The organism is Arthrobacter glycogeni, from assembly GCF_054511155.1.
Genome location: NZ_JBTNDE010000004.1, coordinates 18,363 through 44,077 on the forward strand (window position 1 = coordinate 18,363; position 25,715 = coordinate 44,077).

At 65.2% G+C, this 25,715-nt stretch carries 28 protein-coding genes and 1 tRNA gene; 7 read left to right on the top strand and 22 right to left on the bottom strand.

Features of this window, described 5'->3' with window-relative positions; translation table 11 throughout:
* Positions 1-34: 34 nt before the first annotated feature.
* The 13 genes from ACX80O_RS03765 to ACX80O_RS03825 all read right to left on the bottom strand — a co-directional run bounded on the left by ACX80O_RS03765 (position 35) and on the right by ACX80O_RS03825 (position 13,848).
* Positions 35-373: a hypothetical protein gene (locus ACX80O_RS03765; RefSeq protein WP_459332590.1), complete on the bottom strand. Its 339-nt coding sequence runs from the start codon at positions 371-373 to the stop codon at positions 35-37.
* A 54-nt stretch (positions 374-427) separates the two neighbouring features.
* On the bottom strand, positions 428-2,392 hold the full coding sequence (locus ACX80O_RS03770) for a helix-turn-helix transcriptional regulator (protein WP_459332591.1): 1,965 nt from the start codon (positions 2,390-2,392) through the stop codon (positions 428-430).
* Positions 2,393-2,481: 89 nt separating this feature from the next.
* A complete protein-coding gene (locus ACX80O_RS03775) occupies positions 2,482-2,877 on the bottom strand; it encodes an FKBP-type peptidyl-prolyl cis-trans isomerase (RefSeq protein ID WP_459332592.1) in 396 nt (131 codons plus the stop codon).
* A gap of 42 nt (positions 2,878-2,919) precedes the next feature.
* Positions 2,920-3,855, bottom strand: a complete 936-nt coding sequence (locus tag ACX80O_RS03780) for an FKBP-type peptidyl-prolyl cis-trans isomerase (protein ID WP_459307291.1) — start codon at positions 3,853-3,855, stop codon at positions 2,920-2,922.
* A gap of 183 nt (positions 3,856-4,038) precedes the next feature.
* Positions 4,039-5,400: a Pup--protein ligase gene (gene pafA / locus ACX80O_RS03785; protein WP_459307292.1), complete on the bottom strand. Its 1,362-nt coding sequence runs from the start codon at positions 5,398-5,400 to the stop codon at positions 4,039-4,041.
* Entirely contained in the window at positions 5,400-6,131 is a 732-nt protein-coding gene (gene prcA, locus ACX80O_RS03790; RefSeq protein WP_459307293.1) for a proteasome subunit alpha, read from the bottom strand. Before prcA ends, pafA begins: the two co-directional genes overlap by 1 nt.
* A gap of 2 nt (positions 6,132-6,133) precedes the next feature.
* Positions 6,134-6,958 carry a proteasome subunit beta gene (prcB, locus tag ACX80O_RS03795; protein ID WP_459332593.1) on the bottom strand — a complete coding sequence of 275 codons (825 nt, stop codon included), beginning with the start codon at positions 6,956-6,958 and terminating at the stop codon, positions 6,134-6,136.
* A gap of 5 nt (positions 6,959-6,963) precedes the next feature.
* Complete coding sequence (locus ACX80O_RS03800) at positions 6,964-7,179, bottom strand: ubiquitin-like protein Pup (protein ID WP_459307295.1); 216 nt, start codon at positions 7,177-7,179, stop codon at positions 6,964-6,966.
* Between the two features lie 50 nt (positions 7,180-7,229).
* The gene (gene dop, locus ACX80O_RS03805; protein WP_459332694.1) at positions 7,230-8,816 is read right to left on the bottom strand and encodes a depupylase/deamidase Dop; all 1,587 of its coding nucleotides are present in this window, start codon (positions 8,814-8,816) and stop codon (positions 7,230-7,232) included.
* Positions 8,817-8,881: 65 nt separating this feature from the next.
* A complete protein-coding gene (gene arc, locus ACX80O_RS03810) occupies positions 8,882-10,651 on the bottom strand; it encodes a proteasome ATPase (protein WP_459332594.1) in 1,770 nt (589 codons plus the stop codon).
* A gap of 121 nt (positions 10,652-10,772) precedes the next feature.
* Positions 10,773-11,864 (bottom strand): tRNA (adenine-N1)-methyltransferase, encoded by a 1,092-nt coding sequence (locus tag ACX80O_RS03815; RefSeq protein ID WP_459332595.1) that lies wholly within the window; start codon positions 11,862-11,864, stop codon positions 10,773-10,775.
* 71 nt (positions 11,865-11,935) lie between these two features.
* The gene (locus ACX80O_RS03820) at positions 11,936-13,093 is read right to left on the bottom strand and encodes a site-2 protease family protein (protein ID WP_459307298.1); all 1,158 of its coding nucleotides are present in this window, start codon (positions 13,091-13,093) and stop codon (positions 11,936-11,938) included.
* The gene (locus ACX80O_RS03825; protein ID WP_459332596.1) at positions 13,090-13,848 is read right to left on the bottom strand and encodes an HAD family hydrolase; all 759 of its coding nucleotides are present in this window, start codon (positions 13,846-13,848) and stop codon (positions 13,090-13,092) included. Before ACX80O_RS03825 ends, ACX80O_RS03820 begins: the two co-directional genes overlap by 4 nt.
* Before the next feature lie 106 nt (positions 13,849-13,954).
* Between ACX80O_RS03825 and ACX80O_RS03830 the strand changes: the two genes are divergently transcribed.
* Positions 13,955-14,842: a PAC2 family protein gene (locus ACX80O_RS03830; protein ID WP_459307300.1), complete on the top strand. Its 888-nt coding sequence runs from the start codon at positions 13,955-13,957 to the stop codon at positions 14,840-14,842.
* Between the two features lie 17 nt (positions 14,843-14,859).
* Here ACX80O_RS03830 and mshC read toward each other — a convergent pair whose 3' ends face one another.
* Together mshC and ACX80O_RS03840 are read right to left on the bottom strand one after the other, a co-directional pair.
* Positions 14,860-16,137: a cysteine--1-D-myo-inosityl 2-amino-2-deoxy-alpha-D-glucopyranoside ligase gene (gene mshC, locus ACX80O_RS03835; RefSeq protein WP_459332597.1), complete on the bottom strand. Its 1,278-nt coding sequence runs from the start codon at positions 16,135-16,137 to the stop codon at positions 14,860-14,862.
* A 72-nt stretch (positions 16,138-16,209) separates the two neighbouring features.
* A complete protein-coding gene (locus ACX80O_RS03840) occupies positions 16,210-17,034 on the bottom strand; it encodes an undecaprenyl-diphosphate phosphatase (protein ID WP_459307302.1) in 825 nt (274 codons plus the stop codon).
* A 74-nt stretch (positions 17,035-17,108) separates the two neighbouring features.
* Here ACX80O_RS03840 and ACX80O_RS03845 point away from each other — a divergent pair, with 74 nt between their 5' ends.
* Positions 17,109-18,047, top strand: a complete 939-nt coding sequence (locus ACX80O_RS03845; RefSeq protein WP_459332598.1) for an aldo/keto reductase — start codon at positions 17,109-17,111, stop codon at positions 18,045-18,047.
* On the opposite strand, the gene ACX80O_RS03850 is transcribed toward ACX80O_RS03845, so the two are convergent.
* Positions 18,044-18,268: a hypothetical protein gene (locus ACX80O_RS03850; RefSeq protein WP_459332599.1), complete on the bottom strand. Its 225-nt coding sequence runs from the start codon at positions 18,266-18,268 to the stop codon at positions 18,044-18,046. The two genes, ACX80O_RS03845 and ACX80O_RS03850, sit on opposite strands and share 4 nt — an antisense overlap.
* Positions 18,269-18,308: 40 nt before the next feature.
* Between ACX80O_RS03850 and ACX80O_RS03855 the strand changes: the two genes are divergently transcribed.
* Positions 18,309-18,542 carry a DUF5703 family protein gene (locus tag ACX80O_RS03855; protein ID WP_459307305.1) on the top strand — a complete coding sequence of 78 codons (234 nt, stop codon included), beginning with the start codon at positions 18,309-18,311 and terminating at the stop codon, positions 18,540-18,542.
* Positions 18,543-18,555: 13 nt separating this feature from the next.
* Here the strand turns inward: ACX80O_RS03855 and ACX80O_RS03860 are convergent, their stop codons facing one another.
* Entirely contained in the window at positions 18,556-19,716 is a 1,161-nt protein-coding gene (locus ACX80O_RS03860) for an acyl-CoA dehydrogenase family protein (protein ID WP_459307306.1), read from the bottom strand.
* Positions 19,717-19,727: 11 nt separating this feature from the next.
* Positions 19,728-21,029, bottom strand: a complete 1,302-nt coding sequence (locus ACX80O_RS03865; RefSeq protein ID WP_459332600.1) for a M20/M25/M40 family metallo-hydrolase — start codon at positions 21,027-21,029, stop codon at positions 19,728-19,730.
* Between the two features lie 151 nt (positions 21,030-21,180).
* Between ACX80O_RS03865 and ACX80O_RS03870 the strand changes: the two genes are divergently transcribed.
* A tRNA-Leu gene (locus ACX80O_RS03870) sits at positions 21,181-21,263 on the top strand.
* 87 nt (positions 21,264-21,350) lie between these two features.
* Positions 21,351-21,641, top strand: coding sequence for a hypothetical protein (locus ACX80O_RS03875; RefSeq protein WP_459307308.1), 291 nt, complete (start codon positions 21,351-21,353; stop codon positions 21,639-21,641).
* Positions 21,642-21,967: 326 nt separating this feature from the next.
* On the opposite strand, the gene ACX80O_RS03880 is transcribed toward ACX80O_RS03875, so the two are convergent.
* Both ACX80O_RS03880 and ACX80O_RS03885 read right to left on the bottom strand, forming a co-directional pair.
* The gene (locus ACX80O_RS03880; protein WP_459332601.1) at positions 21,968-22,219 is read right to left on the bottom strand and encodes a hypothetical protein; all 252 of its coding nucleotides are present in this window, start codon (positions 22,217-22,219) and stop codon (positions 21,968-21,970) included.
* A complete protein-coding gene (locus tag ACX80O_RS03885; RefSeq protein WP_459332602.1) occupies positions 22,198-22,419 on the bottom strand; it encodes a hypothetical protein in 222 nt (73 codons plus the stop codon). Before ACX80O_RS03885 ends, ACX80O_RS03880 begins: the two co-directional genes overlap by 22 nt.
* A gap of 280 nt (positions 22,420-22,699) precedes the next feature.
* Between ACX80O_RS03885 and ACX80O_RS03890 the strand changes: the two genes are divergently transcribed.
* Together ACX80O_RS03890 and ACX80O_RS03895 are read left to right on the top strand one after the other, a co-directional pair.
* A complete protein-coding gene (locus tag ACX80O_RS03890; RefSeq protein WP_459332603.1) occupies positions 22,700-23,329 on the top strand; it encodes a hypothetical protein in 630 nt (209 codons plus the stop codon).
* A gap of 64 nt (positions 23,330-23,393) precedes the next feature.
* Positions 23,394-23,840 (top strand): DUF5956 family protein, encoded by a 447-nt coding sequence (locus tag ACX80O_RS03895; protein ID WP_459332604.1) that lies wholly within the window; start codon positions 23,394-23,396, stop codon positions 23,838-23,840.
* A 320-nt stretch (positions 23,841-24,160) separates the two neighbouring features.
* Here ACX80O_RS03895 and ACX80O_RS03900 read toward each other — a convergent pair whose 3' ends face one another.
* Together ACX80O_RS03900 and arfB are read right to left on the bottom strand one after the other, a co-directional pair.
* Positions 24,161-24,817, bottom strand: coding sequence for an HNH endonuclease family protein (locus ACX80O_RS03900; RefSeq protein WP_459307311.1), 657 nt, complete (start codon positions 24,815-24,817; stop codon positions 24,161-24,163).
* A gap of 453 nt (positions 24,818-25,270) precedes the next feature.
* Positions 25,271-25,693: an alternative ribosome rescue aminoacyl-tRNA hydrolase ArfB gene (arfB, locus tag ACX80O_RS03905; RefSeq protein WP_459332605.1), complete on the bottom strand. Its 423-nt coding sequence runs from the start codon at positions 25,691-25,693 to the stop codon at positions 25,271-25,273.
* Between the last annotated feature and the right edge of the window lie 22 nt (positions 25,694-25,715).

Here is a 25,715-nt window from a genome sequence, read left to right on the forward strand (position 1 = left end):
CGGATCGGTGCGCTGGCGCAGCGTGGGCCGAGGATCAAACATGGGGAAGGTCTTTCAGGCGCACCGGCTGGCCGTGCTCCACCCGGCGGTGGATGCGGCGCTCACGGCGAGAGGCAACCCGCAGTGCCTTGGCGTCGCGAAGTTCGTCCCTGACAGTGCCCGGATCCCTGAACACTGCCACGGGTGAGTCGCATGCCACCTGTTCGGGGCCGGCCATCTGGCTGGTGGACTGGTCGATCATGCCGGTGGCATGCTCAACCTCAGCGAGGAGGGCCTTGACCTTGCGGAAGAGATGGTAGCCCAGCACGGCAAGTACCAGGAGGGTTAGCGCAAGCAGTGCCACCCAGATCACAATCCACGTCCACCAAGGCATGGCTCAAGTCTAAGGGAGCGAGGACCGTCATGGGGACAGGCGGGTCGATCGCTGTCAGGAGTAGTTCAGGCGTGCGGCGGTCAGCCACGCCACGCAGTCGCGCCGAAGAGCGTCGGGCGTTGCGACGGCAGCGTCCCCTCCGAGCCTGCCGATCAGGCCGGGAATCCACTCGGTGGTCGCAACCCTGATCTCCGCCGCGAGCTGCCCATCGGCTAACTCCTGGGTGCGCTCGGCGTCGTACTGCTCGGCGACCCAGCGCGCCGGTGGCCGAAGGATGAAGGTCACCAGGGTATCCCCTGCGGTGGGGCGGAACAGGAGATCGCCGTCGGCGATGGATGGCCGTCTCGTTGCGGGGTCTGCCGTGAGGTGGGCCGCCTGGATCCGGTCGAGGCGGAAGTTGCGGACCGAGCGGGCGCTGGTGCACCAGGCCTCGAGGTACCAGGTGTTGTCCCGTGAGAAGGCCCTGATGGGTTCGACCGTGCGCTGGGTGACCTCGTCGCGGGTGGGGACGAGGTAGGTGAGCTCGAGGCGCACCCGGGAGGCCAGGGCAGCCTGAATGGTTTCGAGCGTGTGGCTCACTGCCTCCTCGGTGAGGGTGGTGGCGATGGCCCGTCCGGCCCGCCCGGCGTCACCGGCCGCCTCGGTGAGTTTGGCGTGGGCTGTGGCAGCGGCAGAGCCGGGGTTCAACCCCGGCAACCGCCGCAGCGTGTCAAGGCCCACAATGAGCGTGCACGCCTCATCGAGGTTCAGTCGAACCGGTTCGGCAAGGTGGTCCGCGTTGCTCAGGAAGATGAGGTCACCGTCCAGGCTGACCTCGATCAGGCCTTCCGGGTAGAAACGGGGGCCGCTGACAAACAACAGTTCCAGGTCGGAGGCCAGTTGCGCGCGGGTGACGCCGAAGCGGTCGGCCGTCTCGTCCATGTCCGCCCCCGGATGGTCGAGGAGATAGGGCACCAGGTCGAGGAGCCTGCGAAGGTGGGCGTCGGATGAGGTTTTCCGCCGGGCCGGTCGTGCCGCGCGACCGGTGAACGTGAGGGCGGTGAACGGCCCGTCCTGGGCGGCTGTTGCAGCAACGAGCTGCTCCGCCACTCGTGCCACGAGCTCCGGTGGGGCCACCGCCCGGGCGCGCGGACCGAACGCTGCGATGTCGGCGGCCGCTTCTCCCGGGTCACCGTAGGGGAAGGTGATGGTGTCCCAGCCGCCGTCGTCGCCGCTGCTGAGTGCGCCACGGCGGGTGCGTAGTAGGTGGCAGGTGTCGGGGCGGACTGCGACGACGGCGCTGAATGGTTCGCTGGCGCGTCCTAGCGAGGCCAGGGAGTCACGCATGGTGAAGTCGTCCGGGACGTCGAAGGTCCCCTCGTGTTGCACGGGGGCTGTGGTGATCCGGGAAAGCCTGAAGTAGCGCTCCTCGCCGCGGTCCAGGTCGCGGCCCACCACGTACCAGTGCCCATAGCGGCTTCCCATCCCCCACGGCTGGAGCCTCCGTTCCTCCTCCCGGCCAGTGCTGGCGGCCCGGTAGCCGAAGGAGATGGGCCGGCGTGAGGTGGTGGCACGCCACACCTCATCCCAGTGGGGTTCGTTGGTGTGGATGCGCGGTTCAACGGGGACGGCTGCCGCGTCGTCACGGGCGGCGCCGCGGTTCTGCAACTTCCGCAGCGCCCGGGCGGCTGCCGAGTCGAGGGTGGCAACATCCCACATCCCCGCGGCGAGGGTCAGCGCCGCCGACTCCTGGGCGGTGAAGGTGACGGCCGGCAGGCGGTACTCGGTGGCGGCGATCCGGTACCGCCGGATCGAGTTGTCGTGGTCGAAGGCCGGGTCGTCGCTGAAGGACTGGACTGGTATGCCCTGCTCGCGGAGCGCTGCCTTGTCGCGGTCAAACAGTTTCTCCCGGGCGGCGGGCGATGGGGCCGCACCATAGAGCTCGATCTCGTCGAACAGTTCTTCCTTGGAGTATCCGCGCCGGGTGGACAGCAGCAGCATGACCAGGGTGAGAAGGCGTTCGGTTCGTTTAGCTGACACGTTGGAAAGAGTACCCGCAAGATGATGGCCGGGGCACACTACGCCCCGGCCATCATCTTCACCCGCGCGTTGTCACCCGGGCGTTGTGGTTAGCGCAGGCCCATCAGGTCCACCACGAAGATGAGCGATTCCCCGGGGGCGATGGCGCCGCCGGCGCCGAGGTCACCGTAGGCGAGGCTGGCGGGGATTTCCAGCCGGCGACGTCCGCCGACCTTCATTCCCAGCAGGCCCTGGTCCCAGCCCTGAATGACCTGGCCGATGCCCACCTTGAAGTCGAGCGGTGCGCCGCGGTTCCAGGACGAGTCGAACTCTTCGCCCGTGGAGAAGGCCACGCCCACGTAGTGCGCGGAGACGGTGTCGCCGGCTTTCGCCTCGTCACCCGACCCTTCGATCAGGTCGGAGATGACCAGTTCGGTGGGGACATTGGTGCCGGGGAATTCGATCTCCGGTTTGGTGCGGTCGGTTTCGTGTGATCCGAGTGACATAGCTCTCCTCTGGGTTGGTGCTTCGGGTGGTGCTGCCGGTGATTATTCGGCGGCGACTTTTTCGACGATCTCTATATAGAAAGCCAGGGTGCCGGAGGGGCGCCCTTCAGGAGCTGGATCGCCGTAGCCCATGGGGGCGGGGATCACGAGCAGTACCTTGCTGCCGACGGTCTGGCCGGCCAGGCCCTTGGTCCAGCCTTCGATCACGCCGGTCAGCGGGAACTCGACCGGCTCACCGCCGGGGTAGCTGGAGTCGAACTGCTCGCCGTCGTCCCAGCGCCAGCCAGCGTAGTTGGCGCTGATCGTGTCTGCCTCGGTGAGAACCTCGCCGTCGCCGGCCTCAAGGACCTTGATGACCAGGTCGTCTGAGGGCTCGTTGTCGGGGATGTCGATGACCGGAGCGTCGTCATCGTCGAACGTGAACGTGGGAAGCTGGCCGTCGGCGTCCAGCTTCTCAACCTCCTCAGGGGTCAGAACCTCGGGCACCGGAGGCGCTGGAGGTGCTTCTTCGGCGCCGACTACGCGCATCACGATGAGCTGCTGGGGATCCTGGCCCTCAATGACATTGGTGTAGGCGATCTGGGACCCGATGGGGGTCCCCACCAGCACCTCGTACAGCTCAGGGTCGTCTGCTTGCAGTTTCTCGACCAGATCGAGGGTCTGCGGTTCCGCGGAGTAGGTGTCGCCGAGGACGGCACCGTCTTCGGCGTTGAGACCCACCAGGTGGAAGGTCACGCGGTCGCCGTCGGCGATCGGCTCGCCGTCACCGGTGCTGACGGTGGCAGCAGCGGGGCCGGTGACCTCCAGCGGTGACTCGAACGTCACTTCGGGAGCCTCCTCGTCGGATCCGCCCTCGACGCGAACCGATTCGAGGATTGCGGCGTCTCCGGCCGTCTTCCGTTCGGTTTGGTCGGTGTCACCGCCGCAGGCTGTCAGCACTAGCAGGAGGGGCAGAGCAAGGGTGAGGGCTTTTCGCACGGTGCTTCTTTCGCAGTTGATCGGCTAAGCAGTAGATCGGTTGAGCAGTTCATCGGTAATGCAGTTGATCGGTGGTGCGTCCCGCCCGGCCCGCGGCGAGCGTCCTGTGACCGGTGATTGAACCTGTCCAGCCTAACGGTTTGCGGGCCGAAGTTTCTCCTGATGCTCGGTTTCCCCGGGGATTCACAGCTGGGCCAGCAACGCCTCGACCCGTTCGTCGACCGACTGGAACGGGTCTTTGCACAGGATGGTCTGTTGGGCACGGTCGTTGAGTTTGAGGTGCACCCAGTCGACGGTGAAGTCGCGGTTGGCGTCCTTGGCGCGGCGGACAAACTCGCCCCGCAGACGCGCACGGGTGGTTTGCGGCGGAATGTCCACCGCATTCTTGATGTCGACGTCGTCCACCACCCGCTCGGTCTCGCCGCGCTGCTGGAGCAGGAAGTACAGGCCCCGTTCGCGGGAAATGTCGTGATAGGTGAGGTCGAGCTGCGCGACCCTCGCCGATTCCAGGCCCAACTCGTGGCGGTCCCGGTACCGGTCGATCAGTTTCTTCTTGATCGCCCAGTCAATTTCGCGGTCGATGAGCCCGTGGTCCCCGCTGCCGACCGCCTGCAGGGTCCTCCCCCACAGTTCAAGGATTCGTTCCACGTGAGGGGTGTGGGCGCCGTTCGTTTCAACGAACTGGCTCACCCGTGACAGGTATTCCTGCTGCAGGTCGAGTGCCGACATGGTGCGTCCGCTCGCCAGTTTCAAAGGCTGCCGGCCGGTGAGGTCGTGGGAGATCTCCCGGATCGCGCGGATCGGGTTCTCCAGCCGGAAGTCCTTCATGATGGCCCCGGCCTCGATCATCCGCAGGATCAGGTCAACGGATCCCACCTTGAGCAGGGTCGTGGTCTCCGCCATGGTCGAATCCCCGGCGATGACATGGAGCCTGCGGTAATACTCGGCGTCGGCGTGCGGCTCGTCCCGGGTGTTGATGATGGGCCGGGACCGCGTGGTGGCCGAGGATACCCCTTCCCAGATGTGGTCGGCGCGCTGTGAGAAGGCATATACGGCACCGGTCTGCGTCTTGAGGACCTTACCTGCGCCGACCAGGAGCTGCCGGGTGACCAGGAATGGGATCAGGATGTCGGCCAGCCGACTGAATTCGAGCTTCCGCGGAATGAGGTAATTCTCGTGACTGCCGTAGGAGTTGCCCGCCGAGTCGGTGTTGTTCTTGAACAGGTACACCCGCCCGTCGTACCCCTCGTGGGCCAGGCGCCGCTGCGCTTCAGCGACCAGATCCTCAAGGATCAGCTCACCCGCACGGTCGTGGGCGATGAGCTGGGCGACGTCGTCGCACTCTGCCGTGGCGTATTCGGGGTGGGAGCCTACGTCGAGGTACAGCCGGGAACCGTTGGTGAGGAACACGTTGGAGGATCTCCCCCAGCTCACCACCTTGCGGAACAGGTAGCGGGCCACCTCCTCGGGTGAGAGGGGGCGCGAGTTGGGCCCGGAGTAGGCGATGCCGAATTCTGTTTCGATGCCAAAAATTCTGCGGTCCATTAGGTGCCGATCTTCCCGACGTTGAGGATCTCCTCCACCTCGGTGGGCTGCAACCTGCGGAAGGCCCGGCGCGCCCCCCGGGTGGTGAGCGGGTCCCTATCCAGGACGGCGACCTCCAGTGCGCTCGACTCGAGCCGGGGACGGGGTGCGCCAGTCGGACCGCCGTCGTGCCGGAGCGCGTCGACGGCGGTCCGCACCGCGTCGGCGAAGCTGTGCTCTTCGTCCCACCGCCCGGTCAGGGCATCACCGACGGCGTCCGCCTGCCCGCCCATCACGATGAACCGGCGCTCGTCGGCGATCGAACCGTCGAAGGTGAGCCGGTACAGGTGGTCGGCGTCCACTCGGGCGCCGACCTCGGCGACGGCGAGTTCCACTTCGAAGGGCTTGCTGTCGGCGGTGAACACCGCGCCGAGGCTTTGGGCGTAGACGCTGGCCAGCCCGCGCGCCGTGACGTCCTCGCGGTCATAGGAGTACCCGCGCACGTCGGCGTAACGGACTCCGGCCTGGCGCAGGCTTTCAAACTCGTTGTATTTCCCCACCGCGGCGAAAGCGATCCGGTCGTAGATCTCACCGACCTTGTGCAGGGACGGCGAGGGATTCTCGGCGACCAGTGCAATCCCGTCCCGGCAACTGAGCACCACTACTGAGCGTCCGCGGGCGATCCCCTTTCGGGCAAAATCGGCGCGGTCCTTGGTGAGCTGTTCCGGTGAGACGTAAAACTGTTGGGTCATGGTCATGCCTCCCGGCCTGCCACCGAGCGCGAATCGATGATCTGCGCGGCCGCCAGCGCCAGCTCCCGCTCGGGGATGCGGCGGGCTCCGGCGCTATTGGCGGTGTAGACCACCGGCCAGAGCTGTCGGACGACGTCGGGGCCACCCGTCGCTGAATCGTCATCGGCGGCGTCGTACAGGGATTCGACGGCGACCCGCACCGCCCGGTCCTCGTCGAGGTTCGGTTTCCACAGCTTCTTCAGGGCACCCCGGGCGAAGGCGGCACCGGAGCCGACACTGTGGTGTTCCTGCTCCTCGTAGCGTCCGCCGGTCACGTCGTAGGAGAACAGCCGGCCGACCCGCCGGACGGTGTCGAACCCGGCGAACAGGGGGACGACGGCCAGCCCCTGGAGGGCCAGCGGCAGGTTGGAGCGGATCATCGCTGCCAGCCGGTTGGCTTTGCCGTCGAGGCTCATCAGGGTGCCTTCGATTTTTTCGTAATGCTCAAGCTCCACCTGGAACAGCCGCATGATGTCGAGCGCTATCCCGGCACTGCCGGCTATGCCGAGGACCGAGAACATGTCGGCGGGGAACACCTTCTCGATGTGGCGGCTGGCGATGATGTTGCCCATCGTGGCCCGCCGGTCGCCGGCCATCAACACACCGCCGGCGTAGGTCATCGACACGATGGTGGTGGCGTGGGGCACCACAGTGGCGGCGCTGGCCGGCGTCAACCCGCCAGCCGAGCGGCTGGAGGGGAGCAGATCGGGGTGGTTTGCCCCGAGGTACCCGCTGAACGACGTTGAGGCGGCGCGGCCGATCGACGCGGTAGCGTCTTCCACCTTCATCGAGGTTACTGGCCGCCCTTCTGGACAAACCCTCTGACGAACTCTTCGGCGTTGGACTCAAGGACCCCATCGATTTCGTCGAGCAGGTCGTCGACCCCCTGGGTCTGCGCGGTGGGCGCTCCGCCGTCGGGGGTCCCCCCGGTATCCGGGACCGGCGTGTCCTGCTGCTCGTCCTGTTCCTCGGGGCGAGACCCGGTGTTTTTGCGGTCCTGTGTTGCCATGACGGACACCTTTCATTGCTGAGGATGTGATGCGCTAAACCTAGTGATCTCTATGGTGCCATGTTGGATTGTGGCCTGCTCAAAAGCCGGGCAACAAATTCTTCGGCGTCGCCCGACGCTGCGAACAATTCCCTGGTGAGGGCGGCGGTTCCGCGGAGCGGTTCGCGGGTCTGGATCCGCTGCAGCCGCCGCTGGGAGGGCAGTTCGAAGATGATCGAGTCCCAGCTGGCGCCGACCACCTCTCGCGGGAAACTGCTGATGCAGCGGCCGCGGAAGTAGGCGCGGGTGTCCTCGGGCGGGCGGGATACGGCAGCCTTCACCTGCTCGTCGGTGACGAGCCGGTCCATCTGGCCGCGGGCCGACAGCCGGTAGTAGATGCTTTTCTCGGGGCGCAGGTCGGAGTACTGCAGGTCCACCAGGGCCAGGCGAGGGTCCTCCCAGGATAGTCCATCACGGCTCCGATAGGCCTCGAGTACCTTCAGCTTGGCCACCCAGTCAAGCTGGTGTGCGGCGTCGAACGGGTCCCGGCGTAGGGTGTCGATCAGTGTCCCCCACCGGTGCAACAAGTCGGCGCTCTGCCCGTCGACCCCACCCTGGCGGTCGGCTTCGCCCAGGCACGCCTCAAGGTAAAGTTCCTGCAGGTCGAGCGCCGTCAGCAGCCGCCCGTCCACCAGCCTGATGCGGTGCTTCAGGCTCGGATCATGGCTGACGGCCTGCAGTTCACCGACCGGATCCTGGATCGCCGGGACCGGTGCGCTGCCCCGATCGATCAGGGAGAGCACCAGCGACGTGGTGCCCAATTTCAGGTAGTTGGAAATTTCGCTCAGGTTGGCGTCACCGATGATGACGTGGAGCCGCCGGTACTTTTCGGCGACGGCGTGCGGCTCGTCACGGGTGTTGATGATCGGTCGGCGGACGGTCGTTTCGAGGCCGATCTCGTTCTCGAAGAAGTCGGCGCGCTGGCTGAGCTGAAAACCCGGCGCCTGGTTGACGGCGCCGATGCCCACCCGGCCCGACCCGCAGATCGTCTGACGGGACACGAAGAACGGGATCAGCACCGACGCCAGCTGGTTGAAGGGAACACTCCGTGGCACCAGATAGTTCTCGTGCGAACCGTACGAGACGCTCTTGTTGTCGGTGTTGTTTTTGTAGAGGTGGACCGGGGCGAAGCCGGGGGTTGCCGAGATCCTGCGCATGGCCGCCAGCGCGACGGCGTCCCCGGCACGGTCCCACAGCACGGCGTCGAGCGGGTTGGTCACTTCGGGGGACGAGTATTCGGGGTGGGCATGGTCGACGTACAGCCGGGCCCCGTTATTCAGGACCAGGTTCATCAGCACCGCCTGATCCAGGGGGCCGGCGTCGTCCAGGGAGGCATCGACCAGGGCGATCTGCTCGGCGGAGAGCACCGGCGGGGCGTCGGTCAGCTGGGACGGATCGGCGGCGTACCGGGCCTGGTGCCAGCCGCGTGCATCGGCCAGCGGTGCCTCATCCGTGTAGTCCCAGCGGGTGCCAGCGAGATTCCCCAGCCCCTCCCGCAGCGTCGCGGCGTAGGCGTTGACGACCTGGGAGGACAGGACTGTGGCGTTGGCGTCGGGGATCGACGGTGCGATGATGCCGTACTCGGTTTCCGTGCCCATCACGCGGTGGGCGGAAAACCGTTCAGGGTCGAGGACTGATGGATCGGTGAATGGTCCAACTGGTGTCACAGATACTGTCCGGTATTCGCTGTGGTTTCGATGGTCTTCCCGGGTTCCTGGCCGGCCTTGCCTTGCACGATGGTCCGGATGTAGGTAATCCGCTCACCCTTCTTGCCGGAGATGCGGGCCCAATCATCGGGGTTGGTGGTGTTGGGCAGGTCCTCGTGCTCGCGGAACTCGTCGACGACGGCGCGGAGGAAATGCTCTATCCTCAGGCCCTTCTGCCCATCCAGCAGCAGGTCCTTGATCGCGTACTTTTTGGCCCGGTCCACCACGTTCTGGATCACGGCGCCGGAGTTGAAATCCTTGAAGTAAAGCATCTCCGTGTCGCCGTTGGCGTAGGTTACCTCGAGATACTCGTTGGACTTTTCGGTTGAATACATTTTCTCCACGGTGCGCCGGATGATCCCCTGCACGGTGGCCGACCGGTTGCCGTTGTGCTCCCCCAGATCGTCGTCATGAAGGGGCAGGTTCTCGGTGATGTACTTGGCGAAGATCTCGGCGGCGCCCTCAGCGTCGGGCCGGTTGATCTTGATCTTGACGTCCAGGCGGCCCGGCCGGAGGATGGCGGGATCAATCATGTCTTCCCGGTTGGAGGCGCCGATCACAATCACGTTTTCAAGCTTCTCGACGCCATCGATCTCGCTGAGGAGCTGCGGCACAATCGTGGTCTCGACGTCGGAGGAAACCCCGGTACCGCGGGTCCTGAACAAAGAATCCATCTCGTCGAAGAAGACCACCACGGGGCTGCCGTCCGAGGCTTTTTCGCGGGCCCGGGCGAAAATCAGCCGGATGTGGCGTTCGGTCTCGCCGACGTATTTATCCAGCAGTTCGGGTCCCTTGATGTTCAGGAAGTAGCTGCGGGTTCCGGTGGACCCGGTGCGTTCGATGGCGCGGGCGGCAAGCGAGTTGGCTACTGCCTTGGCGATCAGGGTCTTGCCGCAGCCCGGTGGACCGTACAGGAGAATGCCTTTGGGTGCTTTGAGCCCGTGCTCCCGGTATAGGTCGGGGTGGAGGAAGGGCAGCTCGACGGCGTCGCGGATCTGCTCGATCTGCGGACCGAGGCCGCCGATGTCCTCATAGGCGATGTCCGGTACTTCTTCAAGCACCAGATTCTCCACTTCGCTGCGGGGGATCTTTTCCAGTGCGTAGCCGGACCGGTTGTCAACCGACAGCGCATCGCCGACCCTGATCCGCTCCGACTGGAGGGGTCCGTTGAGCCGGACCACGCGCTCCTCGTCGGCCCGCCCGATCACCAGGGCACGGTCGGTGCCGAGCAGCTCCTTGACGGTCACCAGTTCCCCGGCACGCTCGAAGGCCAGCCCCGCCACAATGGTCAGCGACTCGTTAAGGAGGACCTCCTGCCCGGGCATCAACTCTTCAACGTTGACCAGGGGGCTGATCGCCACCCGCAGTTTCCTGCCGGATTGCAGGATGTCGGCGCTGTCCTGGCCAGCGCCCGACGCTGTCGGGCCCCGGCCCGCGGGGCCCTGCACGTTGATGGCGATGATGGTGCCGAAGCTGAAGGGGGTGGCGCCCTCGTTTTCCAGGGCGCCCTTGAGACGGACGATCTCGGTTCGCGCGGTTTCGAGCGCGGCGACCAGTTTGGTGTTGTTCTGCGCGGCCGAGGACAGCTGCCGGTCAATGGCGCGCATTCGGTCCCGCAGGATATTCAGCTGGCGTTGCGTTGCGGCCAGCTGGCCCGCGCCAGGTGCGGCCTCGTGCGGGACGGCCGCGGACAATTCTGGAGGGTCTACGTTCTCGAAGTCAGCCATGCGTATCGCCCACCTTCAGTGCTCGATTGTTGCTCTCATTCGACCATAGCGCAGTAGGCCGCGTAATTCCTGAAAGTCACCCCAGCCACCGGAGGTGAACCCGCCCCGGACCCGCCCCGGCTCAGCGCTCGTCGTCGTGCCGGGTAGCGTCCTGGGCGGCGTCAGCGATCTGGGCGCGGCGGGCCTGCGCCTCCTCGGCGGGGAGGGCACCCCGCTGGATGGTGGAGCTGGCATCGCGTGCCACCCGGCGCAGTCGCTTATCCGATACTTCACGCTCGCCCACCGCCTGGGGGGTCCACGCGTTGAGGTCCTCTTCGCTGAAATCGGTCTTGGACGGGCGCCGCTTCGGCGACAGTCCCGTGACGCCATGCGCCAACCGTCGAGTGATGAGGAGGAAGCCGGTGTGGGCCACCATGCGGTGATCCGGGCGCACGGCGAGGCCTTCGAGATGCCAGCCGCGCACCATCGACTCCCAGGCATCCGGTTCGGTGAACCGGCCATCAGCGCGGATGGCTTCAGCGGTCCGGGACAGTTGGGTGACCGTGGCCACATAGTTGATCCAGACGCCGCCCGGTGCGAGCACCGTCGCGACGGCATCGAGGCATTCCCAGGGCGCCAACATGTCCAGGACCACCCGGTCAACGCTGCCCGGCTCTTCCTGCTGGACTACCTGTTCCTGGAAGTCTCCCAGGGTGATCTTCCATGCCGGATGGGCTCCACCAAAAATGGTTTCGACGTTTCCCTGGGCAATGTCGGCGAATTCGGCGCGGCGCTCGAACGAGTGCAGGTAGCCTGCATCCCCCACGGCCCGCAGCAGGGAGATCGACAGGGCGCCGGAGCCCACGCCCGCTTCCACGACCCGGGCGCCGGGGTAGATGTCGGCCATGGTGATGATCTGCCCGGCGTCTTTGGGATAGACCACTGCCGCGCCGCGGGGCATGGACAGCACGAAATCGGACAGCAGCGGGCGCAGCGCCTGATACAGCTGGCCACTGGTATTGGTGAGGACAGAGCCTTCCAGGGACCCGATCAACCCGTCGTGCAACAGGAATCCTTTGTGCGTATGGAAGGCCCCGCCGGGGGTGAGCGTGATGGTGTTCATGCGCCCCTTCTCGTCGGTCAGTTGCACGCGTTCACCGGCACGGAACGGACCCCGGCGGACGGCGGCACCGTGGGGAGGGTGTGCCGCGGGGGTGGTTCCGGGGGTGTTCATCAGGGAAGTCCTTAGCTAGTGGGGGGCGCAGCGGGTGAGGAGGCGGGGTCTACAGGATGGGTTGGTGGGGTCTACGGGGTGGTGCCGGGGGTGGGTTTTCCGGTGATGGCTGAGATGACTGTCGACTGGTGCAGCAGCCCGGTAACGCGGCCGAGCCGGTCGATCACCGCGTATTCGCTGCCGGGCAGTTTCGCCAGGAACTGGACCAGTTCCTGGCCTTCGGCGGATTCCAGGACGTAGGCGCCGGGCGAGAGTGCGCGGGCGACTGCGTTGATCAGGGTCTGCTCGGCGGCGTCGTCGGGAACGCTGAGCAGGGCTCCGGTGTCCACGACAGCTTCGGGCAGCCCCCCCGGACCGGTCAGGACGATTGCCGCCCCCGGGTGGTCCCGGGCGAGCCTTCTGACTGCCTGCACTGTGGTCCCTGCCGCGATGCTCAGCGCCGGCTGTTGCAGCCGCCCGGCGCTCACTGCCGGAAGCCTCAAGCGCATTTGGGCGCTCTGGATGGCCGCTGTCGCTCCCGTCCACAGGAACGCGCCCATCACCGCGGCGAGAATGACCACGGTCAGGTCCGGGCTTCCGCCGAGCAGCAGGGGCAGCCCGACCACAGCGACGACGAGCAGGATCACGATGATGCGCCCGGCCCAGCCCGCAGCGACGGTGCCTTTGTCCTGGTTGCCGGTGGCTTTCCACACAGCGGATTCGACGATCCGCCCGCCGTCGAGCGGTAGGCCCGGCAGCACGTTGAATACGGCGACCAGGAGGTTTGCCCACACGAATATGTCGGCGAGGAGACGTCCCACCGACTGGGGTTCGAAGAGGGGGATGGCCAGCCAGCCGCCCAGGGCCAGCAGGAAGTTCGCTGCGGGGCCGGCCAGCGCCACAACCAGGGAGCGGCCCGGGGTGGCGCTGAAGTTTTCGAACTGGGTGTGCCCGCCCCAGAGGTTCAGGACGATGCGGGCCGTCGGCCACCCAAACCGGCGGGCCGACAGGGCGTGAGCCAGTTCGTGGATCAGCACCGATGCCGCGAGCAGAAGGGCATAGCCGAGGGCGACCCCATAGGCGCCGGCCCCGATCCCAGGAAAAGCGCGGGCCACCTGCGGACCGAACACCACAACAACGAACGCGGCAATGAGAAACCAGGACCAGGCCAGGACTATCGGGATTCCCGCGAGTCGTCCCAGCGAGATCCCCTCCCGCCGACGCAGGCCCTGGGTTTCGGGGGTGGTCACCGGGTTGCCTGCTCCGCCGGGACCGGGCAGTGGTCGAGGACGAGCCGGTTCAGGTCCGCCACCGACCGGTGTTCGAGGGTGGACCATTCGTACCAGCCACGATCGGTGGGCAAGGCCGTCATGTGGGGCACCGCCAGGGTGACCAGTCCGGCGGATTCGGCCGACGTCGCACCGGGAAGCGAATCTTCGATCGCCACGACCCGGTCTTTGGTCAGGCTCCCGGATCCCCCTACCAGCCCGTCGAACGCCAGCTGGTAGGCCTCCGGGTCGGGCTTCCCCCGCTGGACCATGTCCCCCGTCACCACAAGCTCAAAGGTGCCTTGGGGCAATTGGCTGACCACTTCGGCGGCGAGGGACTGCTCGGACATGGTGACCATCGCGCAGGGGATGCCTTGTGCATTCAGGTCGGCCAGCAGTTCGCGGGCACCGGGCCGCCAGGGGGCGGTTTCGGCGACCCGGGACTGTACCTCGGTGGTCAGGTGATCGATGATGTCGCGGATGGGCAGGTCGACGCCGGCCCGTTGGAGAACACCGGCCGAGAAGGAGAGGGCCTGGCCCACCAGGGCTTCGGCGTCGGCGGTTGACCAGCTGCCGCCGTGCTGCGCCACCAGATCTTTCTCGGCTTGGATCCAGTACGGCTCAGTATCAACAATCGTGCCGTCCATGTCCCAGAGAACCGCCTGCAGTCCCCCGACGTCGACATTGGGTGCCTGTCCGGAACGGAGCGCAGCTGTATTGGGATCGGAAATAGCCATGGGCCCAGTCTACGGGGAGGGCAGCTGCGCCCGAGGCTGCTTAGGCTCTACGCGAAGCGGTGACCAATAGCCGCCAACGGCTGCCGGGGAGGTTTAGGGTGAAGTGGTGAGTACCTTTGATGAGAGCGTCCCGCCCGGAATCCGTGGCCTTTTTGAACACAGTGATGCGCCCGGGCGCAGGGTGACGATCATGCTGGCCGCCTTCGAAGGCTGGAACGACGCCGGCGAGGCGGCTAGTGATGCCCTGAAGTTTATGGGGAGGTACTGGGGCACCGAAAAGGTGGCGACGATCGACGCCGACGAGTTCTACGACTTCCAGTTCACCCGTCCCGTGGTCACGCGGGACGCCACGGGCCAGCGCAAGATCAAATGGCCCACCACGCGGATCAGCAAGGCGTCGGTGCCGGACACCAACGTGGACATCATTCTGGTGCACGGCGTTGAACCGTCCTATAAGTGGCGGGCCTACACTGCCGAGCTGATCGCCTCGGCCAAAGAGCTCAACGTCGACTGCATCATCCTGGTCGGGGCGCTGCTTGCCGACGTGCCGCATACCCGGCCCATCCCGGTTACCGTCACCTCCGACGATGAGCTGGTGCGGGAAAAGCTCGACATCGAGCCGTCCACCTACGAGGGTCCGATCGGCATTGTCGGGGTGCTCAGCGAGGTGGGTCTGCTGGCCGACATTCCGACGTTGTCCCTGTGGGCGGCCGTACCGCACTATGTGGGCCAGTCCCCGTCGCCGAAGGCGCAGCTTGCCCTGCTGAACCGGCTTGAGGAAATGCTCCACCTCTCGGTGGACACCCACATCCTGGTCGAAGAGTCCGAGGCGTGGGAGCGCGGCGTCGACGAACTGGCTATCGAGGATCCTGAGGTGGCCGCCTACGTGCGGCAATTGGAGGAGGCCAAGGACACCGCCGAGCTGCCCGAAGCGAGCGGCGAATCGATTGCCAGGGAGTTCGAGCGGTACCTGAAGAAGCGCCGCAAGGACTGACGCGCCGCCAGGACTGACTACCGGGTTAGCCTGATGCCGAGGAGGGCGTCCAGGGCGTCCACTATGTCGGCGGCGCCGTCGTTGCTGCCCCCGGAGGTGGGTGCAGCGGCCGCCCAACGGTCGACGGCGGCCACGGCGGCCGGAGCGTCGAGATCGTTGACGAGGGCTGCCCGCAGTTCAGCGGTGAGCGCGGCAGCTGACTCCTTGGTGGCGGAGCCCAGGGCAAGCCGCCAGCTGGAGAGCTGGTCCTGGGCCCGGGGGATCACCTTGTCGGTCCAGGACCAGTCGGAGCGATAGTGGTGGTTCAGGATGGCCAACCGGATCGCTGCCGGATCGACGCCGTCCCGGCGCAAGGTGGACACCAGGATCAGGTTGCCGCGGGATTTGCTCATCTTTTCCCCGTCCAGACCGACCATGCCGGCGTGGGAATAATGCCGTGCCAGCGGAGTCCCGGTGGCCGCTTCGGCGTGGGCTGCACTCATTTCGTGGTGCGGGAACACCAGATCCGAACCGCCCGCCTGCACGGTGAACGGCAGGTCGAGGAAACGTTGGGCGATGACGGCGCACTCGATGTGCCAGCCGGGACGACCCCGTCCCAGAGTGTTCCCGTCCCAGTCCGGCTCACCGGCCCGGGCCACGCGCCACAGCAGCGGGTCCATGGGATGCTTTTTCCCGGGTCGGGTGGGGTCGCCGCCGCGTTCGGCGAACAATCCGGTCATCTCGTCCTGGCCGAGGTGGGACACGGCGCCGAGGAACCAGGCATCGGGCCCGGACAGGGACGCTGACGCGGCGTCCACCGAGAAGTAGATGTCGCCGTCGGGCTCCGATCCGTCAACCGGCACCGGGTACGCGATGCCCCGCTCCAGCAGGGATTCGATCACCGGGACGATCCACTCAATCGATTCGACGGCGCCAACGTAGTGGTCAGGCGGGATGACGTTCAGTTCGTACATGTCTTCGCGGAATAAATCCGTCTGCTGGGTGGCGAGGTCGGTCCACTCCACCCCGGTCGCGGCCGCCCGTTCAAGGAGGGGGTCGTCGATGTCGGTGACATTCTGGACATAGTTCACGACGGCGCCAGAGTCGCGCCAGAGCCGGTTCAGGAGATCGAACGCAACATAGGTGGCGGCGTGGCCCATATGGGTGGCGTCGTAGGGTGTGATGCCGCACACGTAGAGGCCGTGCCGGGGGTCGGTTGGCAGGGCAACCTGCTGCTGCTGTTTGGTGTCGTACAGCCCAATGTCGGCGCTTTCGCCAGGCAGGACAGGAATAGGACGAGAGTTCCACGCAATCACGTCTTCTACAATACGTTCTTCACTGGGCAGCCCAGACCAGCGGGGGTCCCGCCCCACTGGTGGCAGCGACGATCAGGGGTTGATCACGCCGAATCCGAGCAGCAGGAACAGGGCGAGCCCGAGCAGGATCCGGTACCAGACGAACAGGCCGTAACTGCGGGTCGAGACGAACTTCAGGAACCAGCCGATGATGACGAAGCCCACCACGAAGGCAATCCCGGTTGCCAGCGCCGTTTCGGCCAGACCATAGGGGCCAGGCTCGTCGAAGCTTTTGACCAGTTGGAAGAAGCCACTGGCAAAGACCGCCGGGATGGCGAGCAGGAAGGAATAGCGTGCCGCGGCCTCCCGGTTGTAGCCCATGAACAGGCCGGCGGTGATGGTGCCGCCCGACCGGGAGACGCCGGGAATGAGTGCCAGGGCCTGGGCGAAGCCGTAAAGGATGCCGTGGCGGTACGTCAACTGGTCCAGTGATCGGTCCTGCTTGCCGACGGCGTCGGCCACCGCGAGGATCAGGCCGAAGACCACCAGCATCGTTGCTGTCAGCCACATGCTCCGCAACGTGCTCTCGATCTGGTCCTGGAAGAGCAGGCCGAGGATACCGATGGGGAGGCTGCCAAGGATGACGAGCCAGCCCATCTTCACGTCCGGGTCGCTGGTCGGTACCTTTCCGCCCAGCGACTTGACCCAAGCCCGGATAATCCGGACGATGTCCCGCCAGAAATAAACCACCACCGCGGTTTCAGTGCCGAGCTGGGTGATGGCAGTAAACGCGGCGCCCGGGTCCTGGGCGTCGGGCAGGAACTCGCCAACAATCCTCAGGTGCGCGCTGGAGGAGATGGGCAGGAATTCCGTCAGGCCCTGCACCAGGCCCAGGATGGCAGCTTCGATCCAATTCACATCTAAGACCTTAGAGCACATACCTGCCGGGGACCGGGACGCAGCGGCCCTGCCGCAGGCTTTAGGCTTACCGTATGCAGTGGCACAACGTGGGCAGCAGCGGTCTGACAGTATCCCGTGTGGGATTGGGCACTATGACCTGGGGTCAGGACGTGGATGAGGAAACCGCGCGGGAACAGCTTCGCCTGTTCACCGAGGCGGGAGGCACCCTGGTGGGTACTGCCGCGCGCTACTCGGACGGACGGGCGGAGGCGATGCTGGGCGACCTCATCGGCGACACCGTTGCCCGTTCCGAGCTGGTTCTCGCCGTTCAGGGTGGGTCAGCCCGGCAGCACGCCGGTGTGCGCCGTGGTGACGGGTCCCGGAAGGGCTTACTCGACTCGCTCGATGCGTCGCTCGCCCGCCTCGGCACCGACCACGTTGACCTGTGGCTGGCACCGGCCCGACACGCCGCTGTGCCCCTGGACGAGACCCTCGGGGCGCTGGAAATCGCCTATCGGACCGGCCGGGCCCGCTATGTGGGCGTGTCGAACCATGCGGGCTGGGAACTGGCACTTGCGTGTGCCACGGCAGGCTTTCCCATCATTGCTCACGAGGCCGAATACTCGTTGCTGAACCGCACTGTTGAGCGTGAGGCGACCCCCGCTGCCGTGGCCCTCGGTGTGGGATTGGTGGCCTGGGCCCCGCTCGGCCGCGGCGTCCTGACCGGCAAGTACCGGGGGCAGACCCCGTCGGATTCCCGGGCCGCCTCCGATGTGTGGGCGCCATACGTCGAGCCGTACCTGAGCGGCCGCCCGCACCGGATTACCGAGGCCCTGATCACCGCGGCCAAAGGCCTGGATCTCGCCCCGCTGGAGGTAGCCCTGCGCTGGGTCCTGCATCGTCCGACGGTCGCGTCGGCGATGACCGGTGCCAGGACGAGTCACCAGCTCAAGGATGTGCTGTCTGCTGCACAGGATCCGTTGCCCGCCCAAATTTCCGAAGTGCTTGACGAGGTGTCAGCTCAGCCCTAGGACTCGTCCTCGTCGTCGCCGTCTTCATAGATGACCAGCGGTGTCACTTCGCCGTGGGCGTCGTAGAGGACTTCCTCATAGGTATCGAAGGCATCTGCGATGGCCAGGTAGGCGGCCTCGACCGCTGGGTCCTCGTCGCCACGCCGGGAGGCGGCCACGTTCAGATGCTCCTCAAGCGCCGAAACCAGGGTTTGGAGCGCGACACGCGGATCAATACTCATGGGTAGACGTTATCGGTAAAGTGATCAAAATTGGAGGGAAATGCGAGAACAATTTCTGAACGCGACGACCGCGCCGAAGCGCGACGTCGAACGCCGGTACGAGTACCTGGTGCTGACCGTCAACGCCGGGGAACCGGTCAGTGCAGCGCGCCAGGCGCTGACTGAGCACGCCGAATACGGCAAGTGGGAACTGGAGCGCAGCTGTATCTACCTGGGCGGCGGCCGGCGGTACTGGATGCGCCGCAAGGTGCTCCGGGTGGAGCGGACTGCCTGAACCGGCTGGCCCCCTAATCCTCAGTCAGCGGACCCAACCACGCCGCCGCCACGGTCCGGTGCGCCGATTCGCTCGATGACGGATGGTACTGCCCGGCCAGGACGTCCCGGTGCAGCCGGCCAATCTCGCTGGCGGCATGGTAGCCACGCCCTCCCGCCAGGTGCAGGGCGGCGTCGTTGACTTCTCGGGCCACCGTCGTGGCCCGTAGTTTCAGACCGACCAGTTTGGCAAACCACCGGCTCCCGTGGTCGACGCCATCGTCGAGGTCGCGGGCTACCGACCGCAACTGCGCGTCGAGGGTGTCCATGGCCATCGCGGCGTCTGCGACCTGCCAGCGGGCTTCAGGTGTCTGTGAGAGCCTCACCGGGTCAAGACCGGTGGTTCGCTCCCCCGCCGATCCGACGGCGAGCTGCAGCGACCTGTCCCCGATCCCCGCGTACACAGCCGACAGCAGCGTCTCGAACACCCCGAAGATCGCGAAGACCAGCGGGTCGACATGTGGACCCACCGGCAGGTGCCTGAAAATCCGCTCCGGCGGCACCACGACGTCGTCGAGCCGGGTGGTGTGCGACTGGCTGGCCCGCATACCAAGGGTGTCCCAGTCCTCGACTGTGTGCACCCCGGCCGTCCCCCGGGTGACGAAGCCATGCACCAGTTCCTTTGAGCCGTCTGCTGCAGTGGCTTTGCCGAACACGCCGAGGCGGGTCCAGGCGGGTGCCAGGCTGGTAAAAATCTTGGTGCCGGTAAAGGCATACCCGCCATCGGGTTGTGGCGCAGCGGTGGTGAGGGAATCGAAGAGGACCGCATCGTTGCCCGGTTCGGACAGCCCAAACGCGTAGAGCTCCCCCTCGGCGGCCTCCCGCAGCACCCGCGCCAGCGAGTGGTCCCCCTGGCGCTGCAGCAACAGGGCGACACCGGTCCACACCAGGTGCATGTTGATAGCCAGCGCGGTGGCGGGTGCGGCCGAGGCCAGGCGCCGCTGGCACGCTGCCGTTGCCTCGATGCCCAGCCCCCGACCGCCGTCGGGCACCGGAGTCATCAGCGCCAGATAACCCCTGGCCCGGAGATCAGCCAGATCCGCGTGGAAGAACTCGTTCCTGGCGTCGTACCCGGCGGCGCGTTCGCGGAGCGTATCGAGCAGACTGTCGGGAAGGATGCCCTCGGGGGTCTCCATGGTGAGGTCGCCTAGTAGGTGGTGAGCAGGCGGTGGAGAACGCGTGAGCCGAACTTGAGCGATTCGGTGGGGACCCGCTCGTCGACGCCGTGGAACATGCCGGTGAAGTCCAGTTCGTCGGGCAGCTGGAGCGGGGCGAAGCCGTACCCGGTGATGCCGAGGCGGCTCAGCGACTTGTTGTCGGTGCCCCCCGAGAGCGTGTACGGCAGCACCTTCGCGCCGGGGTCCTGGCTGTGGAGGGCGTCGATCATGGAATCCACCAGATTGCCGGCGAAGGGCACCTCAAGGGAGACGTCCTTGTGGTCGTAGGTGACGTCGACGCCGTCGCCCGCGAGCTCCCTGATGGTGGCGAGGACCTGCTCCTCCTGGCCGGGGAGAGTCCGCACATCGATCAGGGCTTCGGCGGTGCCGGGGATGACGTTGTGCTTGTAGCCGCTCTTGAGCACTGTTGGATTGGACGTGTTCTGCAGGGTGGCACCCACAAAACGGGCTACCGTGCCGAGTTCTGCGAGGAGGGTGTCGGGGTTGTCGGCGTCGAACTCGACGCCGGTGAGTTCGGTCACGCCGTCGAGGAACTGACGGGTGGTGGGGGTGAGCTCGATCGGCCACCGGTACTCCCCCACCCTGGTGACGGCGCGTGCGAGGCGGGTGACGGCGTTGTCGGTGTTGATCTGCGACCCGTGCCCGGCACGGCCGCGGGCTACTAGGCGCAGCCAGGAGATGCCCTTCTCGGCGGTCTGCAATAGGTAGGTGCGCTGGCCCCCGATGGTGGCGGAGAAGCCGCCGACCTCGGAGATCGCCTCGGTTGCCCCCTCGAACAGTCCGGGCTGGGTATCGACCAGCCAAGACGCACCGTACGTGCCGCCGGCCTCCTCATCGGCGAAGAAACCGAAGATCAGGTCCCGTTTGGGCTGGATCTTCTCGCGTTGCATGCTGCGGAGGACCGAGAGGATCATGGCGTCCATGTCCTTCATGTCGACTGCGCCGCGACCCCAGATCAGGCCGTCCTTTTCCTCGCCGCTGAACGGGTCGACCGTCCAGTCCTCCTTCTGGGCGGGGACGACATCCAGATGGCCGTGAACCACCAAGGCCGGTAGCGATGGATCCGAGCCCGGCATCCTGGCGATCACCGAGGCGCGTCCCGGCTCCGACTCGAAGATCTGCGACCCCAGACCCACTTCGTCCATCAGGCCGGCCGTGTACTCGGCCGCCGCTCGTTCGCCCGGGCCCACATTGTCTCCATAGTTGGACGTGTCAATGCGGATCAGTTCCTGGCAGATGCGGACAACTTCGTCTTCGGGCTTGATGGTCATCGTGTGGGCCTCCTGAGCCAAATGGTCTGTTCCACCAGCCTAACCACTTTGTCTGAGCCCCCGTCAGGGGGCGGATTAAACTCTTGGGCCCCCCTCGTGTTAGAGTTTTTTTCGCTGCTTCCGAGGTTTAGAGCTACGGAAAACATCACCTGCGCGGGTGGCGGAATGGCAGACGCGCTAGCTTGAGGTGCTAGTCCTTTAACGAGGGTGGGGGTTCAAGTCCCCCTCCGCGCACTATGAGAGCCCTAGCCAGAGCAATCTGGCTAGGGCTTTGTTGATGAAACCTACATTTCTGTTGATCGCTACCCAGGCTTCCGGGTTATGGCATCCATACGGACTCAGATCCGCTCCGACGGCATCACCCGACACCAAATCGTCTGGCGCGATCAGGACACCGGCAAGCAGACATCTCGATCCTTCGACGACGCACAGTCAGCCGACAGGCTCCTGCGATTCCTCAACGACAACGGACAGTCCTTCAGGCTCGCCGCCAAAGCCGCCTCCGTGATGCGGTCCGCCTCCCCCAGGCTGTCCGTAGTAGTCAGCGAACATATCGACAGCCTCACGGGCATCGAATCCGGTTCGCGCTACCGATACCGGCGGATCCTCTAGAATCACATCGACGAATCGCTCGGCGGCATCCCCGTCGACCGCCTCACCCGCTCTCAGGTCCTCAACTGGTTCGACGTGGTCGCCGTAGCGGACAAGACCCGCAAGAACGTCCATGCCCTACTCTCGGCCTCGCTGGAGACGGCCGTGAGCCGCCTCGTGCCCGAGAACGTGGCCAAAGGCATCCGGGGGCACCCAAGACCGGGCTGAGGACCCGGGAGGCTTGTTCCTGAGCAAGCACGAACTCGACCTCATCGCGAAGACGATCGACCCGCGATTCGAAACGATGATCAGGTTCTTCGCTGGATCGGGACTCCGCTTCAGCGAGGTCACTGCGCTGCGCCGCCGGGACCTCCGCAAAGACGGCGACCGCTGCCATCGTCCACGTCATCCGGGCATGGAATCTCCTCCCCCGTTTGGGTGTAGGCGAAAATCTGGTACGAGTTGATCGGGCTTTCGCCGGCCCGGTTGTCGACCGAGACGCTGGCATAGGTGGTGGGTCCCTCGCCGATGGTGGTGCGGAGGGCCTCCACATCTTCTGCCGGTTCAGCGGGGAAGGTCACTGTGCCGGTTGCGCCCATGTATTCGAAGTCCAGGGCGCTGCCGTCGTAACCGGCGCCGGCGCTGCAGTCTCGGTAGGCGCTTCGCCTGCCTCGACGAGCTGGTAAGCCTCGTCGATCTCTTCTGTAGGTTCGGGCAGCGGCGAACTGTCAGCTGCGGGTGCGGCACATCCTGTGGGGAGGAGGGCAGCCATAGCTAACGGCGCGAGAGTCTTATTCATTTGTTTCCTCTGTTTCAGATTTAGTCGTTGTTAGGTTCGAGACCGGGCAATGGCGTGGCGTTCGGGTCGATATTGGGATACTGGATTGGCAATATGCTGCGAAGCGTGTAGCTCCTCCGTCATTCCGAACCAGGCATCACCCTCGCTACCTCTCCCCCGGCTCCTGCTCACACCGTCGACATCAACGGCACCTTCGCGCTGCAGCACACCCGGGCCGACAAGTTGCCCGAATGGCAAGCCGACCTGCCCACACCGGAGGTCGCTGGTGCCGTGCGTTGACATGGCACTCAAGCAAAAGGCCCAAGAATGGGTCTGCACAGGAGAGGGGCTAAGCGTAAGTACGGACGCAAAGGGTAAACCAGTACAGCAGTTCACGGCGTTGCAAGCTGAAGCGCAGTTGGAGGGAGAATCGCCTCCGTCGTTTTCCATCCTTGCAGACGACTACGACACCTGGTGCGAGTGTGGAGATGTCTGCCGTCGCAAGATCACCTCTTACATCGCAGAGACTAAAGGAAACGCTGCCTACGGAAATACCAGCGGAGTAACTGGCAGCTTTGACATCGTCATCCGAACCAACCTCAACGGACGTCAAGCGAACAGCCGAGTGACTCGAATCTGGGATTCAGGACCGGCCCTGGCGTTCACCAGTTCACGCATTCGGTGCTGGGAAACGGCCACATTTCGGCCGTCGACCTGTGGTTCACACGATGCTGGCAACGTCACAGTGTCCTCGAGTAGCAAACGCCACACGAGCGGGCTGATTTATGGAAATCGTCTGAATAACAGCAACGAGTATTACAACCAGTTCACGTCCTACTTCACGCCAACAGGCTACCCTCGGCAGAGCATCAGGGCACTCAACACCCTTCAGTTCAACTGCTACGGGGCCGATAACTGCTACTTCCCCTAAACCGACCTTTACATACAGGTGCAGCCCTTACTTTCGGCAAGGGCTGCGCCTCTTGAAGGACTAGATGACTCTCAAGACATGGGCTGCAGTCCCGCTAGCTGCTACCGCGAATCGTGAAGCTTGGATAGAAGCCACAAATAACGGCTGGGGAGCGCTTGTTCTCTGGGTTTCCGAACCCCGCAACCTCATCAGACAACCGGGCCAATCGGATCAGGGGCAGGTGGTTCAAACAGTAACCGCGAATGGCGTTACAACAACGCATGAAATACCTCTGACGGTGAAGGATTTTCAAGAGTCAGATGAGGACGTAGATACCTACCTCTCGGAGGCAGGCATACCTCCGCGGCCCCGCGGATTCATTTGGTACATCCATCTACCTCCCGGGGTGAATAGCGAACGAGAATTTTGGTCGATCCTCAACCAGGCAATCGCGGATAGGGCTCCCGAAGCTCGTCGTCCGTCTCAATTCCTTCCACAGCTAGCCGATGCGTTGGCATCTCTGTATAGCTAGGTGCTACCCACTCCGAGGTGACGTGTCCTCACGAACTTAAGGTGCCCACAGCCGTTCAACTGCCCGACGCACTTCTTCGGGCGCCCACCCGCGGAGCACTTCGACCCTTATGGCAAACATGGTTGCACTGGAGGCGAACATTCCAGGCGAGGCTGCTTCGAACCTGTTGATAGCGACCTGGAACCTGCGGGCATTTGGTGGGCTCACAGAAAGCCGGGCATCCCGCAGGGAGGACTCTTCGAAACGTGATCAAAAGTTCATCGCGTCGGATGTCAGGGAAAGACCGCTGGCATCGGCGAACGCCTGGCCTGCCTCTATGATCAGACCTTCGTGATAGTGAGCTTCACGCCAGCACATTTGTCGGCCCACTGGATGAGCGCGGCTTTCTCGGCCTTGTCGACTGTCATGCCCCAGCGCGCCTTCACAACCGTCCATTGGATGATGTAGCTGCAATGGTTCGCCGGCGGCATCCACTGTTCAGGTCCGGACGCCTGCTTGGAAGAGTTCAGGCGGCTCGTTTGGGCGTTAAGCGATCCGGCGTACCCCAGGTCGTTATAGAACGCGACGCGGCGGGCCTGCGTCCAATTCCGGGCACCCGACCCCCACGCTTCATGCACGGGCACCATGTGATCGATCTGGACTGTGCTGGCCGAAGTGTGCGCCTTGTTGTCGAATGTGGTCACCCATTTACCGGTTGCTACCGCGCAGTACTTGGTGGTGGTGTACTTCGGTGCCACTTTACTTTCGGAAATGAGAACCTCAGCGCGGGTGTTCTGGCAGTCCTTGTTCTGATCCATCCATTGACCGAAGTAGCGGTCTCGGTCATACCCGGCGTTGCTCTCCGCAGCCACCGGCAGCGCGCGTGCCGCGCTGCGCAGATCGGTGGTGTAGGTGGTGGCTGCGCTGGCCGGCGCCGGGATGCCTGTGAAGAGCAGGGCGATAGTAAGCGCGCTAACAAGCGCCGATTTCTTGCTCATGGTGGTCCCCCAAGTCGAAGCGCCCCCAGCGGACGCCGCGATAAGCGTCCCACTCAATCGCAATATTCCGGGGGGACCTGCGGAAAGGCTTCGCAAATACTTCGCCTGGACCTGCGTTCAGCCCTCAGTAGGCTCAACCCCTGGGTCTCGGCCGCCCAGATGCCAGGCGACGCCCACCCGCTAACCCCAGGACAGGGCAGACGGACGGGTACCAATTCGTTGGAGCGGTGAGCCTGAGGAATACCGGGTGTTCGATGGGACGGAGCACCGGCCGTCCAACTGGACGAACGTCCGACGGTCAACACCCGGGCCGGCAGGCTGCTGCAGGAGCGCCGTGCCCTGCTCGGAGCTATCGTGAGGTCGGGCGCACAGTCCTGAAGCTAACTGAGCCGGAGGCACCGCGCTGGGCAACCTACCCGGAAGCCACCTGGATACCTTGTTTCCCCGATCGTCCTACTCGGCCGGTGGACGCCGCCGGTCACGCTTTGTGGCGGAGCGACTCTGCTTGGCGGCGACATGACGCCGCACGGAGCCGCGGGTGGGTCTGGTCGCACGACGTTGAGGGGCATCGGGAGCCAGCCCCACGGTCACCAGCTCGGCTAGCTTGCGTAACGCCGTTTCCCGATTGCGCAGCTGGGACCGTTGTTCGGAGGCCGCGACGGTGACCGTTCCGGCCACGAAACGCTGACCCAGGCGCGCGAGCAGTAACGTCCGTTGATCGTCGGTGAGCACCGCCGAGTCGACGACGCTCCAGGACAACTCGACCCGGCTGTCTGAGGTGTTCACATGTTGCCCGCCAGGGCCGGATGACCTGGAAAATCGCCAGCCCAGTTCGCGCTCGGGAATGATGAGCGCCGGCGACACCTCAAGATCCATGCGACCAGCCTGACACATCCTG

What these genes read in the sequence shown, in the direction of transcription:
- pafA (WP_459307292.1), bottom strand. Translation starts at nt 5,400, where the DNA reads ATGGACCGCAGAATTTTTGGCATCGAAACAGAATTCGGCATCGCCTAC.
- ACX80O_RS03860 (WP_459307306.1), bottom strand. Translation starts at nt 19,716, where the DNA reads ATGGAGACCCCCGAGGGCATCCTTCCCGACAGTCTGCTCGATACGCTC.
- arfB (WP_459332605.1), bottom strand. Translation starts at nt 25,693, where the DNA reads ATGGATCTTGAGGTGTCGCCGGCGCTCATCATTCCCGAGCGCGAACTG.
- arc (WP_459332594.1), bottom strand. Translation starts at nt 10,651, where the DNA reads ATGGCTGACTTCGAGAACGTAGACCCTCCAGAATTGTCCGCGGCCGTC.
- ACX80O_RS03850 (WP_459332599.1), bottom strand. Translation starts at nt 18,268, where the DNA reads ATGAGTATTGATCCGCGTGTCGCGCTCCAAACCCTGGTTTCGGCGCTT.
- ACX80O_RS03765 (WP_459332590.1), bottom strand. Translation starts at nt 373, where the DNA reads ATGCCTTGGTGGACGTGGATTGTGATCTGGGTGGCACTGCTTGCGCTA.
- ACX80O_RS03845 (WP_459332598.1), top strand. Translation starts at nt 17,109, where the DNA reads ATGCAGTGGCACAACGTGGGCAGCAGCGGTCTGACAGTATCCCGTGTG.
- prcB (WP_459332593.1), bottom strand. Translation starts at nt 6,958, where the DNA reads ATGAAGGTGGAAGACGCTACCGCGTCGATCGGCCGCGCCGCCTCAACG.
- ACX80O_RS03875 (WP_459307308.1), top strand. Translation starts at nt 21,351, where the DNA reads ATGGCATCCATACGGACTCAGATCCGCTCCGACGGCATCACCCGACAC.
- ACX80O_RS03885 (WP_459332602.1), bottom strand. Translation starts at nt 22,419, where the DNA reads ATGAATAAGACTCTCGCGCCGTTAGCTATGGCTGCCCTCCTCCCCACA.
- ACX80O_RS03895 (WP_459332604.1), top strand. Translation starts at nt 23,394, where the DNA reads ATGACTCTCAAGACATGGGCTGCAGTCCCGCTAGCTGCTACCGCGAAT.
- ACX80O_RS03900 (WP_459307311.1), bottom strand. Translation starts at nt 24,817, where the DNA reads ATGAGCAAGAAATCGGCGCTTGTTAGCGCGCTTACTATCGCCCTGCTC.
- ACX80O_RS03865 (WP_459332600.1), bottom strand. Translation starts at nt 21,029, where the DNA reads ATGACCATCAAGCCCGAAGACGAAGTTGTCCGCATCTGCCAGGAACTG.
- ACX80O_RS03825 (WP_459332596.1), bottom strand. Translation starts at nt 13,848, where the DNA reads ATGGCTATTTCCGATCCCAATACAGCTGCGCTCCGTTCCGGACAGGCA.
- dop (WP_459332694.1), bottom strand. Translation starts at nt 8,816, where the DNA reads ATGGGCACGGAAACCGAGTACGGCATCATCGCACCGTCGATCCCCGAC.
- ACX80O_RS03890 (WP_459332603.1), top strand. Translation starts at nt 22,700, where the DNA reads ATGGCACTCAAGCAAAAGGCCCAAGAATGGGTCTGCACAGGAGAGGGG.
- ACX80O_RS03800 (WP_459307295.1), bottom strand. Translation starts at nt 7,179, where the DNA reads ATGGCAACACAGGACCGCAAAAACACCGGGTCTCGCCCCGAGGAACAG.
- ACX80O_RS03855 (WP_459307305.1), top strand. Translation starts at nt 18,309, where the DNA reads ATGCGAGAACAATTTCTGAACGCGACGACCGCGCCGAAGCGCGACGTC.
- prcA (WP_459307293.1), bottom strand. Translation starts at nt 6,131, where the DNA reads ATGACCCAACAGTTTTACGTCTCACCGGAACAGCTCACCAAGGACCGC.
- ACX80O_RS03775 (WP_459332592.1), bottom strand. Translation starts at nt 2,877, where the DNA reads ATGTCACTCGGATCACACGAAACCGACCGCACCAAACCGGAGATCGAA.
- ACX80O_RS03880 (WP_459332601.1), bottom strand. Translation starts at nt 22,219, where the DNA reads ATGGGCGCAACCGGCACAGTGACCTTCCCCGCTGAACCGGCAGAAGAT.
- ACX80O_RS03815 (WP_459332595.1), bottom strand. Translation starts at nt 11,864, where the DNA reads ATGAACACCCCCGGAACCACCCCCGCGGCACACCCTCCCCACGGTGCC.